This is a genomic window from Porphyrobacter sp. THAI-01a (assembly GCF_056868655.1).
The window spans coordinates 1,835,772-1,848,207 of sequence record NZ_CP180579.1 but is presented as its reverse complement, the minus strand read 5'-3'; the positions used below and the strand labels follow the sequence as shown (position 1 = coordinate 1,848,207).

14 protein-coding genes are annotated in these 12,436 nt (G+C 68.9%); 8 read left to right on the top strand and 6 right to left on the bottom strand.

Features of this window, described 5'->3' with window-relative positions; translation table 11 throughout:
- The first annotated feature begins 78 nt into the window (after positions 1–78).
- Positions 79–2,133: an ATP-binding protein gene (locus tag ACMX37_RS08980; RefSeq protein ID WP_483145598.1), complete on the top strand. Its 2,055-nt coding sequence runs from the start codon at positions 79–81 to the stop codon at positions 2,131–2,133.
- A gap of 351 nt (positions 2,134–2,484) precedes the next feature.
- Positions 2,485–2,766, top strand: coding sequence for a hypothetical protein (locus ACMX37_RS08975; RefSeq protein WP_088915552.1), 282 nt, complete (start codon positions 2,485–2,487; stop codon positions 2,764–2,766).
- Positions 2,767–2,785: 19 nt separating this feature from the next.
- Here the strand turns inward: ACMX37_RS08975 and ACMX37_RS08970 are convergent, their stop codons facing one another.
- Genes ACMX37_RS08970 through ACMX37_RS08955 form a run of 4 tightly spaced genes read right to left on the bottom strand, consistent with a single transcriptional unit; the run spans position 2,786 to position 5,692 of the window.
- Positions 2,786–3,244 carry a GNAT family N-acetyltransferase gene (locus ACMX37_RS08970; protein ID WP_483145597.1) on the bottom strand — a complete coding sequence of 153 codons (459 nt, stop codon included), beginning with the start codon at positions 3,242–3,244 and terminating at the stop codon, positions 2,786–2,788.
- Positions 3,245–3,246: 2 nt separating this feature from the next.
- Positions 3,247–4,017, bottom strand: coding sequence for a cyclase family protein (locus tag ACMX37_RS08965; protein ID WP_483145596.1), 771 nt, complete (start codon positions 4,015–4,017; stop codon positions 3,247–3,249).
- Complete coding sequence (gene aroB, locus ACMX37_RS08960; RefSeq protein WP_483145595.1) at positions 4,014–5,132, bottom strand: 3-dehydroquinate synthase; 1,119 nt, start codon at positions 5,130–5,132, stop codon at positions 4,014–4,016. Before aroB ends, ACMX37_RS08965 begins: the two co-directional genes overlap by 4 nt.
- Positions 5,123–5,692: a shikimate kinase gene (locus ACMX37_RS08955; protein ID WP_483145594.1), complete on the bottom strand. Its 570-nt coding sequence runs from the start codon at positions 5,690–5,692 to the stop codon at positions 5,123–5,125. The genes aroB and ACMX37_RS08955 overlap by 10 nt, the downstream gene beginning before the upstream one ends.
- 38 nt (positions 5,693–5,730) lie before the next feature.
- On the opposite strand from ACMX37_RS08955, the gene ACMX37_RS08950 reads away from it, so the two are divergent.
- The 5 genes from ACMX37_RS08950 to ACMX37_RS08930 all read left to right on the top strand — a co-directional run bounded on the left by ACMX37_RS08950 (position 5,731) and on the right by ACMX37_RS08930 (position 11,299).
- Positions 5,731–5,931, top strand: a complete 201-nt coding sequence (locus ACMX37_RS08950; protein ID WP_483145593.1) for a hypothetical protein — start codon at positions 5,731–5,733, stop codon at positions 5,929–5,931.
- On the top strand, positions 5,928–7,862 hold the full coding sequence (locus ACMX37_RS08945; RefSeq protein ID WP_483145592.1) for a hypothetical protein: 1,935 nt from the start codon (positions 5,928–5,930) through the stop codon (positions 7,860–7,862). Before ACMX37_RS08950 ends, ACMX37_RS08945 begins: the two co-directional genes overlap by 4 nt.
- A gap of 10 nt (positions 7,863–7,872) precedes the next feature.
- Positions 7,873–8,760, top strand: coding sequence for a tyrosine recombinase (locus ACMX37_RS08940; protein WP_483145591.1), 888 nt, complete (start codon positions 7,873–7,875; stop codon positions 8,758–8,760).
- A gap of 9 nt (positions 8,761–8,769) precedes the next feature.
- Positions 8,770–9,714: an acetyl-CoA carboxylase carboxyltransferase subunit alpha gene (locus tag ACMX37_RS08935; RefSeq protein ID WP_483145590.1), complete on the top strand. Its 945-nt coding sequence runs from the start codon at positions 8,770–8,772 to the stop codon at positions 9,712–9,714.
- Between the two features lie 103 nt (positions 9,715–9,817).
- A complete protein-coding gene (locus tag ACMX37_RS08930) occupies positions 9,818–11,299 on the top strand; it encodes a M48 family metalloprotease (RefSeq protein ID WP_483145589.1) in 1,482 nt (493 codons plus the stop codon).
- A gap of 104 nt (positions 11,300–11,403) precedes the next feature.
- Here ACMX37_RS08930 and ACMX37_RS08925 read toward each other — a convergent pair whose 3' ends face one another.
- Both ACMX37_RS08925 and ACMX37_RS08920 read right to left on the bottom strand, forming a co-directional pair.
- Positions 11,404–11,580 (bottom strand): Flp family type IVb pilin, encoded by a 177-nt coding sequence (locus ACMX37_RS08925; protein WP_483145588.1) that lies wholly within the window; start codon positions 11,578–11,580, stop codon positions 11,404–11,406.
- A gap of 114 nt (positions 11,581–11,694) precedes the next feature.
- Entirely contained in the window at positions 11,695–11,877 is a 183-nt protein-coding gene (locus ACMX37_RS08920) for a Flp family type IVb pilin (protein ID WP_483145587.1), read from the bottom strand.
- Between the two features lie 99 nt (positions 11,878–11,976).
- On the opposite strand from ACMX37_RS08920, the gene ACMX37_RS08915 reads away from it, so the two are divergent.
- On the top strand, positions 11,977–12,387 hold the full coding sequence (locus tag ACMX37_RS08915; RefSeq protein WP_483145586.1) for a (deoxy)nucleoside triphosphate pyrophosphohydrolase: 411 nt from the start codon (positions 11,977–11,979) through the stop codon (positions 12,385–12,387).
- Positions 12,388–12,436 lie beyond the last annotated feature (49 nt).

Sequence of the window (12,436 nt, the reverse complement as noted above, 5' to 3'; positions counted from 1 at the left end):
CCGCTAGCTTGCCTGCCAGCCAAACCCTCGGCATAGCCCTCGCCGTAACGGCACCCCCTGGAGAGAGGTTTTCCGCCCTTGTTCTCGAAAATCCTGATCGCCAACCGCGGCGAGATCGCCTGCCGGGTCATCACCACCGCCCGCAAGATGGGGATCAAGACCGTCGCGGTCTATTCCGACGCCGATGCCCGCGCGCCCTTCGTCGCCATGGCCGACGAGGCGGTGCATATCGGGCCCTCGCCTGCGGCCGAGAGCTACCTGATCGCCGACAAGATCATTGCTGCCTGCAAGCAGACCGGGGCCGAGGCCGTCCACCCCGGCTATGGCTTCCTCTCGGAGCGCACCTCCTTCGCCGAGGCTTTGGCGAAAGAGAATATCGCCTTCATCGGGCCACCGATCGGCGCGATTGCCGCGATGGGCGACAAGATCGAATCCAAGAAGCTGGCGAAAGAGGCGGGCGTCAATGTCGTCCCCGGCTTCGTCGGCGAGATCGAGGATACCGAGCACGCGGTGCGCATCTCCAACGAGATCGGCTACCCGGTGATGATGAAGGCCTCGGCCGGCGGCGGGGGCAAGGGGATGCGCCTCGCCTATTCCGAGGCCGACGTGCGCGAAGGCTTTGAGAGCGTGAAGCGCGAGGGACTGAACAGCTTCGGCGACGACCGCGTCTTCATCGAGAAGTTCATCCTCAACCCGCGCCACATCGAAATCCAGATCCTCGGCGACCAGCACGGCAACATCCTCTATCTGAACGAGCGCGAATGCTCGATCCAGCGGCGTCACCAGAAGGTGGTCGAGGAAGCGCCGTCGCCCTTCGTCACGCCCAAGATGAGGAAGGCGATGGGCGAGCAATGCGTCGCCCTGGCGCGCGCGGTGGGATACTACAGCGCGGGCACGGTCGAGCTGATCGTCAGCGGCGCGGACCCGACGGGGGAGAGCTTCTACTTCCTCGAGATGAATACCCGCCTGCAGGTCGAACACCCCGTCACCGAGGCGATCACCGGCATCGACCTCGTCGAGCAGATGATCCGCGTGGCGGCGGGCGAGAAGCTCGCCATGACGCAGGACGACATCGGCATCGACGGCTGGGCGATCGAGAACCGCGTCTATGCCGAGGACCCCTATCGCGGCTTCCTGCCCTCCACCGGGCGGCTGGTGCATTACTCGCCGCCGCTGCCCGGCTGGCAGGAGGACGAGACGGTCGCCGGCAAGCCCCGGCGCGGCGTGGCGCGTGGGCCCGGCTCGGTACGCGTCGATGACGGGGTCTACGAGGGCGGCGAGGTCTCGCGCTTCTACGATCCGATGATCGCCAAGCTGATCACCTGGGCCCCGACCCGCGACGAGGCCGCCGATCTCCAGATCGAGGCGCTCGACAATTTCCGCATCAAGGGCCTCGGCCACAACGTCGATTTCCTCTCCGCGATCATGCAGCACCCGCGCTTCCGCTCGGGCGAGCTCACCACCGGCTTTATCGCCGAGGAATACCCCGAGGGCTTCCACGGCGCGGCGACCTCCGACGAGGTGATGCGCATTCTGGCCGCCGTGTGCGCCGGGAACGAATTCACCCTGCAAAGCCGCGCGCGGCGGATTTCCGGCCAGCTCGACGGGCCGCTACCGGTGACGAGCGAATGGGTGGTCAAGCTCGGCGACCGGCGCTTCGAGGTGATGCTGGGCGAGGGCCATGCGATCGTCGACGGGGTCAGGGTCGATGGCACCTGCACCTGGCGGCCCGGCATGGTGCAGGCCGAGGCCACCGGCACGGTGGACGGCGGCGCGGAGCACCGGCTGGGCCTGATCGTCGAGCGCGTCGGCAACCAGTGGAAGGTCACCACGCGCGGCGCAGCCCATACTGCCCTGGTCCTGCCGCAGCGGCTGGCACGGCACGAAACGCTGATGCTCGAAAAGGTCCCGCCGGATCTGTCCCGCCTGCTGATCTGCCCGATGCCGGGGATGCTGGTGAAGCTCCATGTGGCGGAGGGCGAGACGGTCCAGCCGGGCCAGCCGCTCGCCACGGTCGAAGCGATGAAGATGGAGAACATCCTTCGCGCCGAGAAGGAAGGCGTTATCGCCAAGATCAACGCCGCCGAGGGGGAGAGTCTGGCGGTCGATGCGGTGATCCTCGAGCTAGAATAGGCGCCGGAGCATCTGGCCCGCGCGGCGGCGGTGCCGGTCGATCCGGCACTGCCGCGCGCCGAGAGCTCGCTTTCCTGCGCCCTTCAGGGTCGTGTTGATCCTACCCAAGCCCCGCTCGCCGCGCGCTTGACGAAGTTGGGATAAACGGGCCGATCGCGTCAACTCGGCGCAAAGCTGCGCTGCACGGCAAGATTCTTCCAAAATTTGTTGTAGTTTTGCGCCAGTTTAATGATTTCCGACGGAAATTTGCCGATCCCCCTGTCCTACACTGCGCTTCGTGAGAAACTCTGTCCTTGCCGAGTCGCGGTATTCTCCGCGCGAGGGATTGAATCTCAGTGGGAGGATTTGATCATGGCACATACAGGAACCGGTTTCTTCGACCGGAAAGGCAACTTCTTCAAGACCGCGCGGGATGCGACGGTGAGCGATCTGGCCGGGCTGCTCGGACAGATCGGCGAGGGCGAGAGCCTTGCGCCGGGCATCGCCTACATGCTGCTCGAACGCCGCGCCGAGATCGAGCGCCTGTTCGCCGAGCATGACAAGATGCTCGAGGAAGAGGCGGCGATGAAGGCGGCGCGCGAGGGCGATCCGCTCGGCAACGTCGCCAAGCTCCCGAGCCGCCCGGTCGCCTGAGGCCGGGCCGCGCTGCCGCTCAGCCGAGCGGCAGGTGCAGGCACTGGTTGAAGTCGGTGAGGATGTAATCGGCGAAGGCGGGTCCGTTCACGAACCCCCGCTGCCGGTAGAGCGCCAGCGCCGGCTCGAAGACGGACCCGGTGCCGGTCTCGAGGCTCATCACCCGGAACCCTTCGGCGCGGGCATGGTCGATGATCGTCTCCAGCAGCGCCGCCGCGCAGCCCCGCCGCAGGAAATCGGGATGGGTGCGCATCGACTTGAGCTCGCAAGCCGCATCGTCGATCCGCTTGAGCGCGCCGATCGCCGCGGCGCGGCCGTCCAGATGCACGGTCCAGACCGTAACGCCCGGCGTCTTGAGGCCGGACAGGTCGAGCGCGAAACTCAGCCCCGGCGGCGATCCTTCGATCATGCTGCGCTGGTGGTAGGCGATCAGCGCCCGGACCTCCGGATCGTCAAGGTCGGCAAGCGCGATCCGCACCCCTATTCCTCCACCATCGCCACCGCGCGGATCCAGCCCGCGCTCGCCCGCTCGATCTTCACCGGGAAGCAGCTGACCATGAAGCCGTGGGGTGGAAGCGCGGCGAGGTTGGCGAGCTTCTCGATCTGGTAATAGGGCCGGATCCGCCCGGCCTTGTGGCCTTCCCAGATGATCGCCGGATCACGCGTCTCGGCCCAGCGCTTCGCGGTGTGGCTGAAGGGCGCGTCCCAGCTCCAGGCATCGGTGCCCACCACCTCGATGCCCTTCTCGGTGAGCCACAGGGTCGCCTCGGCGCCGAGCCCGACGCCCTGATCGGTGAAGCCCTCGGTGCCGTAAACCGCGCCCGATTGCACCAGCACGATATCGAGCGGCTCGAGCGTGTAGCCGATCCGCGCCAGTTCGGCCTCCACTTCGGCCGCCGAGACGACATGGCCGTGGGGCAGGTGGCTGAAGTCGAGCTTCACGCCGGGGCGGAAGAAACGGTCGAGCGGGGCCTCGTCGATGCTCGGGGCGGGGCGTGCGCCCGCGTCGGTGGTCGAATGGTAATGCCAAGGCGCGTCCATGTGGGTGCCGTTGTGGGTCGAAAGCTCGACGAATTCGACCGCCCAGCCTTCGCCGTCGGGCAGGTCCTCGCGCCGGAGCCCGGGAAAGAACATCGCGATCTGTTCCCACGTGCTCTCGTGGGTCATGTAGGTGACCTTGGGCCGCATCACCTCGGGATCGGAGACCACGGCGTTGGTGATCGGGATCGAGAGGTCGATGAAGCGCGTCATCCGGTCAGTTCCTCGTCAAGAAAGGCGGCGATGTCGGCAAGGTCGACATCGCGGGCGACATGGGCCTCGCCGAGCCGGCGCAGCAGAAGGAAGGGCAGGGTGGTGCCCTCGGCCTTCTTGTCGTGGCGCATGTGATCGACCAGCGCGGCCCCGTCGCAGGCAAGGCCGAGATCGGGCAGGCGCGCGGGAAGGCCCGCCGCCGCGATCGCCGCCGTTGCCCGCGCGGCATCCGCCGCCGAAATCGCCCCCCGCCGCGCCGAATACTTCGCCGCCAGCACCATGCCCATCGCCACCGCCTCGCCGTGGAGCAGCCGGTCGGAGAAACCCGTTTCGGCCTCGAGCGCGTGGCCGAAGGTGTGGCCGAGATTGAGCAGGGCGCGCAGGTCCTGCGTCTCGCGCTCGTCGGCCGCGACGATCCGCGCCTTCATCGCGATGCTTGTGGCGATGGCGTGTTCGAGTGCGGCAGGCTCGCGCGCGAGCACCTTGTCGCCGTTCGCTTCGAGCCAGGCAAAGAAGGCCGCATCGCCGAGCAGGCCGTACTTGAGCACCTCGGCATAGCCGGCGCGCATTTCGCGGTCGGGCAGGGTCGCCAGCACCAGCGGGTCGATCAGCACCAGCGACGGCTGATGGAAGGCGCCGATGAGGTTCTTGCCTGCGCGCGTGTTGATCGCGGTCTTGCCACCGACGGAAGAATCCACCTGCGCCAACAGCGTCGTGGGCAGCTGCACGAAACCCACCCCGCGCTTCACCACCGAACAGGCAAATCCGACCAGATCGCCCACCACCCCGCCTCCCAGCGCGAAGACATGGTCCTTGCGGGTGACGCCCAGCGCCAGCAGCCAGTTGCACAGGCGTTCAAGCACGGCCCAGCTCTTGGCGTCCTCTCCCGGCTCGACCACGAACCACTCCGCCGCCATTCCCTGCGCGGCGAGATGCGCGTCCACCGGAGCGGCGAACAGACGGTGGGTGTTGGTGTCGGCCACGAAGGGCACGGGGCGCTGCGGACCGCATCCCTTGAGGTACGGTGCGGCAGCCTCGGCAAGGCGGTCGAGCAGCCCCTCCTCGATCACCACGTCATAGGCGCGCCCGGCCAGCGCGACGGGAATTACAGCCATTTGTCGATCGCCTCGATGATCGCGCGGGCGGTGTCGGCGTGGGGGCCGGTCTCGCTGACGACGCGGATATGCGCCTGCCCATAGAAGGGCGCGCGCTCTGCCGCCAGCCGGGTCAGGATGGCGCGCGGGTCGCCCTGCTTGAGCAGCGGGCGGGTGGCGCGGCGCGAGGTGCGCTCGACCAGCGTGTCGATGTCGCAGTCGATCCACACCGCGATGCCCTTGTCCAGCACGGCGGCGCGGGTCTGCGGATCGACGAAGGCGCCGCCGCCGGTGGCGATCACGCCGTGGCCTTCCTCGATCAGGCGGGCGATCACGCGCCGCTCGCCGTCGCGGAAATAGGCCTCGCCGTAGGTCTCGAAGATTTCCGGGATCGACCGCTGGGCGGCGGCGACGATGGCTTCGTCGGCATCGACGAAATCGCGCTTCAGCAGCCCCGCGAGCTTGCGCCCCACAGTCGTCTTGCCGACCCCCATCAGCCCGACCAGCACCACCGGACGCGTGATGCGCGCGGCGATGGCGGCAAGATCGCTGTGATGCGAGGCGGAGGGCGCGGCGGACATTGCCGCAAGGCCTATAGATGGGCTAGGGCACGCGCAATATGCGAAGCCCGCGACCCCCGCGTCTCTCCCCGACCGGCCTACAGGAGGCCGCCCCGCCGCCGCGTCTCTCCGTGCGGGCGTGGTGGCCCGTGGCGGCGATCCTCGTGACGGGATTGCTCGTGCTCGCCTGGGTCGACGGCGGCGAGGAGCCGCTGCGCCCGATCGCCGAGGATGTGGCCCTGCCGGAGCAGGGGCAATGAGCGCGCGGCGGCCAGGCTGGGGCGCGAGCGTGCTGGCGCTCGGCCTTGCGGGTGCGCTCGGCGGAGCGGGGCTCGCAGGCCTCGCCGGGGCGCAGGGCAAACCCGAATCGCTCCTTCCCCCCGGTTTCGACGACCCCGCACCCACGCCCAGTCCGCGGCCCAGCGCGAGCCCGCGCCCGGCGCCGACCCCCGGGGCGGCCCCCGCCACCGTGCCGGGCACCGCGCCGCCGCCCGGCGGCGCGATCGCTCTGCCTCCGCCGAGCGTGCCGGTCGATCCTTCGTCCCTCCCGCCGCTGCCGAGCATCACGCGCGACGATCTCGCCCGCCTGCCGAGCCTTGCGGAGCTGGAGAACATGTCGACCGAGGAGCTCGACCAGCTGCTCGGACTCAAGCCCAAGTCCGACATTCCGCCCGGCGCGCAGCGGGCGCTGACCCGCGTCGGCGTGCTCGCCGCGGACGAGGGCGGCCTGCCGCCGGTGGCGCTCGCGAACCAGTCGGACAAGCTCGTACGCGCGGTGCTGAACGGCACGCAGGGGCCGATGGTGTCGCGCTGGGGCCATATCCTCCTGCGCCGCGCGCTGGCGAGCCGCCTTGCCGCGCCGCTCGGCATGGACCCGATCGAATTCGCCGCCCTGCGCGTCGGCGTGCTGAACCGGATCGGCGAGTTCGCGCTGGCCCGCGCGGTGGTGCAGGATATCGACACGGCGAACTGGTCGCCCTCGCTCACGCAGGAGGCGCTCGGCGCCTATCTCGCGGGCGGGGATGTCACCGGCGCCTGCCCGGCCGTGCGGCTCCAGGGCTCTGCCCGCGAGGACGGCGAATGGCAGCTGTGGCAGGCGATCTGCAACGCCTATGCGGGCGAGGCCGCGCTTGCCGCCTCGCAGCTCGACCGGGCGCTGTTCCGCGGGGTCGCGCCGCGGATCGACGTGCTGCTGGCGCGCCGCTTTGCCGGAGCAGCGGGGCGCGGCCAGCGCGCGGTGCAGATCGAATGGCAGGGCGTCGATGATCTCAACCCCTGGCGCTTCGGCCTTGCCAATGCGCTGGGCGAGCCCCTGCCCGAAGGCCTGCTCGACGGAGCCCTGAAGGCGAGGGGCGGCGCCTATTATGCCCGCGCCGGCGCGCTGCTGCCGATGCTGCCCGCCCGCCAGCGCGCGCCCTTCGCCGGACGCGCGGCGCGCGAGGGGATCCTCTCGGCCGATGCGATGGTCGATCTCTATTCCGAGATCCACGCCGATCCCGCCGCGAGCGGCGATCCGCAGACCCATGCCGCCACCCTGCGCGAGGCCTACCTCGCCACCGATCCCGCCGCGCGGATCGACGCGATGGAGCGCCTGTGGTCGGCAGGGCCCGCCCTGGGCGGCGGGGATGGTTACGGCGCGCGGGTGCTGACGGCCTATGCCGCGGCACGGATCCCGCCCTCGGCCGATCACGCCTCCGCGGCGGGCGAGCTGATCGCGGCCATGCTCGCCGCCGGGCTCGATCGCAACGCGGGCCGCTGGGCCGGCGTGGTCGAGGAAGGCTCGCTCGGCTGGGCGCTGATCGCGCTGTCCAACCCGCGCGGCGATGCCGTGGGGCAGGGCGCGGTGCAGAGCTTCATCGGCGGGGATTCCAGCGAGGACAGTCGCAAGTCGGCCTTCCTCGTCGCCAGCCTTGCCGGGCTCGGACGTCTCGACGCGGGCGACGCCGCCTCGCTCGCGGGCGATCTCGACTTCGATCTGGCCCGCCGGACCCGCTGGACGAGCGCCATCGCGCGCGCGGCCGAAGTCGGCAATCCGGCGCTGGTGGTGCTGCTGGCGGGGCTGGGAATGCAGGGCACGAGCTGGTCGCAGATGACCCCGCTGCACCTCTACCATATCACCGCCGCACTGACCCGCGTGGGGCTGGAGGCCGAGGCCCGGATGATCGCCGCCGAGGCGGTCGCACGCGGGTAGAGGTGCTCTGATGTCCGCGGCGACAGAGGCGTTCCTCGCCATGCTCGCCGCCGAGCGCGGTGCGGCGCTCAACACGCTCGCCGCCTATCGCCGCGATCTCGAGGGTGCGGAGGAGGCGATCGGCGACCTTGCCGCCGCGCCGCGCGATGCGGTCTCCTCGCTGGCGGGGGAATGGGCGAGCCTTGCCCCTTCGAGCGTCGCGCGAAAGGCGTCGGCGCTGCGGCAGTTCTTCGGCTTTGCGATCGACGAAGGCTGGCGGCAGGACGATCCTTCGGGCGCGCTGCCCGCGCCGAGGGCCCGTCGCCCGCTGCCCAAGGTGATGGGTCACGATCAGATCGCCGTGCTGTTCGCCCGCGCCGAGACGGAGGCGGCTGGCGATGATCCGCGGGCGGTGCGGCTGCTGGCCCTGATCGAGCTGCTCTACGGCTCGGGTCTGCGCGCAACCGAGCTCGTCAGCCTGCCGCTGGCCGCCGTGCCGCGCGATGCGCCCTTCCTCACGGTCACCGGCAAGGGCGGCACGGCGCGGCTGGTGCCGGTCGGCGGGCGGGCGCTCGAGGCGCTCGGACGCTGGCGGGCGCTGCGCCCGGCGACCCCTGCCTCGCGCTACCTGTTCCCGTCGGGCAAGAGCGGCCATCTCAGCCGCGTGCGCCTGTTCCAGCTCCTGAAGGCGCTGGCGGCGAGGGCGGGGCTGGACCCTGCGGGTATCAGCCCCCACGTGCTGCGCCACGCCTTTGCCACCCACCTGCTCGAGGGCGGGGCGGACCTGCGCGTGCTCCAGACCCTGCTCGGTCATGCCGACATCGCCACCACGCAGATCTACACCCATGTCGATGCCGCCCGCCTCGTTGCCCTCGTCAATTCCCGCCACCCGCTTGCAAGCAGGGCAACATCGGACTAGCGCCGCCCGATGATTTCCTATCTCGATTTCGAGAAGCCGGTCGCCGCGCTCGAGGAGCGCATCACCCAGTTGCGCAGCGTCAACGCGCTGCACGACGTGGATGTGGAGAGCGAGATCGCCCGGCTCGAGGCCAAGAGCGCCGAGCTGCTCGCCAGCACCTATGCCTCGCTCACCCCGTGGCAGAAGACGCAGGTCGCGCGGCACCCGCAAAGGCCGCATTTCCGCGACTATGTGGCGCACGCCTTCACCGATTTCATGCCGCTGGGCGGGGACCGGCTCTATGCCGACGACCTCGCGATCATGGGCGGCTTCGCACGGCTCGATGGGCGGCGGGTGATGCTGATCGGGCACGAGAAGGGCCACGACACCAAGACCCGGATCGCGCACAATTTCGGCATGGGCAAGCCCGAGGGCTACCGCAAGGCGATCCGCCTGATGGAGCTGGCGAGCCGATTCGGCCTGCCGGTGGTGACGCTGGTCGACACTTCAGGCGCATTTCCGGGGATCGAGGCCGAGGAACGCGGCCAGGCCGAAGCCATCGCCCGCGCGACCGAGGCCTGCCTCGCGCTCGAGGTGCCGATGGTCGCCGCGATCGTCGGCGAGGGCGGATCGGGCGGCGCGGTGGCGCTCGCCAGCGCCAACCGGGTGCTGATGATGGAACACGCGGTCTATTCGGTGATTTCGCCCGAAGGCTGCGCCTCGATCCTTTGGCGCACGTCGGAAAAGGCACCCGAGGCGGCGCAGGCGATGAAGGTGACGGCGCAGCATCTCAAGCGCGACAATGTGATCGACCGGATCGTCAAGGAGCCGGTCGGCGGCGCGCATCGCGATCCCGTCGGCGCGGCGCGGATGCTCGGTGAGGCACTCGCCGAGGAGCTGGACAGGCTCGCCGGGCAGGACGGCGCTCAGCTGGTCGCCGCACGCGAGGCACGATTCCTCGCCATTGGCGGGTAGGGCGGCCAACCCAGGTTAAGCTTTCGTTTGCCAAGCCCTTGTCGCGCGCTGCTTTCCCGATAGGCTGTGGAAAGACCTGAAAAGGCGCAAGCGAGGACTGATTATGGCACGGATTTCACGCAAGTGGCTGGCTTTCGGCGCGGCAAGCATCACGCTCGCCGGGTGCATGGGCGCTGGGGCGCAGGTGCCCTCGGCCTCGTCGCCGATCACGCCGCAGGAAGCCCAGATGGGCGCGCAATATCACCCGCAATTCCTCGCGGAATTCGGCGGCGCGATGAGCGGCACCCATGCGCAATATGTCGAGCAGGTGGGCAAGAACATCGCGGTCCAGTCGGGCCTCGGCAATGCCCGCGAGGCCTTCACGGTCAGCCTGCTGAACTCGCCCGTCCACAACGCCTTCGCCGTGCCGGGCGGCTATATCTACACCACCCGCCAGCTGGTGACGCTGATGAACAGCGAGGCGGAACTGGCCGCGGTGCTGGGGCACGAGGTCGGCCACGTCGCCGCGCGCCATTCGCAGCGGCGCCAGCAGACGGCCCAGAAGAACTCGCTGCTCGGGCTGGGCGGGGCGATTCTCTCGGGCGTGCTGTTCGGCAACAGCGAGCTCGGGCGGCTCGGCCAGCAGCTCTCGCTCGAGGGCTCGCAGCTCTTCACCCTCAAGTTCTCGCGCAAGCAGGAGCTCGAGGCCGACGATCTGGGGATCTTGTATCTAGGCCGTGCGGGCTATGACCGGCGGGCGATGGGCACGGTGCTGGCGAGTCTCGCCGCGCAGAACGCGCTCGATGCGCGCCTTCAGGGCCGCAATGCCAGCGTGCCCGAATGGGCCTCGACCCACCCCGATCCCGCGAGCCGGGTGCAGAGCGCGCTCGCCAAGGCGCGCACCGCAGGGGAGACCGGGACCGGTGTAACGAATCGCGACACCTTCCTCACCCGAATCGACGGGCTGCTCTATGGCGACGATCCCGCGCAGGGGCTGATCGAAGGCAGCACCTTCATCCATCCCGAGCTGCGGCTCGCCTTCACCGCGCCCCAGGGCTTCTACATGGTCAACGGGACGCGCGCGGTCAGCATCAACGGGCAGGGCGCGCAGGCGCAGATGACGCTGGCGAACTACAACGGCAATCTCGAGACCTATGTGCGCCAGCAGTTCGCTGCGGCGGGCGGGCAGAACGGCAATCTCGCCCCGCAGCAGCTCGAGCGCACCACCGTCAACGGTCTGCCGGCGGTCTATGGGGTGGCGCGCGTCAACAACGGGCGCAGCCAAGTCGATCTGGTGGTGTTCGCCTACGAATTCGCGCGCGACCGGGCCTATCACTTCACCGCGATCGCGCCGGCGGGCCGTGCGGCGACGTTCAATCCGATGTTCCAGTCGATGCGCCGGATCACGCCGAGCGAGGCGGGATCGGTGGTGCCCAAGAAGCTGCAGGTGGTGACCGTGGCGCGCGGCGACACGATCGCGAGCCTCGCGCGGCGCATGGCCTACGACAGCGCGCAGGAGGAACGTTTCCGGGTGCTCAACGCGCTTGGCAGCAACGACACCCTGACCCCGGGCCAGAAGGTCAAGCTGGTGGTGCGGGCGCGCTAGTCGCGAGGGTTCGCTTCGGCGGTCTGCGCCACAACAGCCACCACACAAAGAAAAACGGCGGGGATTGCTCCCCGCCGTCTTCCTTTTTGCCTGAGGCGTTCCGCTTACGCGGTGGTGCCGGCCTGCATGTTGGTGTCGACGTTCTCGAAGGTGCCCGAGAGGGTTTCACCCAGCGAGGTCATGGCGGTGATGGCGGCGACGGCGATCAGGGCGGCGATCAGGCCGTATTCGATGGCGGTGGCACCCTGTTCGTCACGGACGAGGTTCTTGAAGAAGGTCATGTCTAGTCTCCTGGTTTGGTCTTCGGTACCCGTGCCCCCCTGTTTCGCGGCGGGCTGTGGTCTTGTTAAATCGCTACCTGTTGAGAAATTCCTAATTCGAGAGTTGAACCGGAATTAATTCGTCATGGCATCGACAGAGCGGTCCTCGATGTCGTTCCACATGGCGATCGTCGTCGTCGCAACACTCTGCAGCGAGACGATCATCGCGATCACGATCAGCGAGATGATCAGCCCGTATTCAATGGCGGTCGCCCCCGACTGGTCGTCGATCAGGTCTTTGATGAAAGTCGACGACATCGGGATTTTCCCCATTCCCTCTGGACTGATGCAGCAAGAATCGCGCGCGGGGGTTAAGAAAAGGTTGAGAAGGCGGCCTCGCATGGAAAGAAATCCGACATGACACATCACTGGATTGCCGTGGTCGCGGCGGCGCTTCACCGGCCCGACGGCCTCTGGCTGATGCATCGCCGCCCGCGCGGCAAGCACCACGCGGGGCTCTGGGAGTTCCCCGGCGGCAAGGTCGAACCTCCTGAAATGCCTGCGCAATCCCTTGCGCGCGAGCTCGCCGAGGAACTCGGAATCCGCTGCCGCCCGGAGACCTGCGTGCCGGCCGGTTTTGCGGAAAGCGATGGCGGCGAGGGGGCGGCTGCGCTTGTCATCCTGCTTTACACAGTCGGCGCCTGGGAGGGCGAACCGCAGGCGCTCGAGGGCGGGGCGGTGGGCTGGTTCACCGCCGACGAGGTGCTCGCGCTGCCCAAGCCGCCGCTCGACATCCTGCTCGCCCGGCAGCTTTTCCAAAATCGCTGAGAGGCCGCAAAAGGCCCTTGCCAAGCCCGACCGACCCCCCTAGATGGCG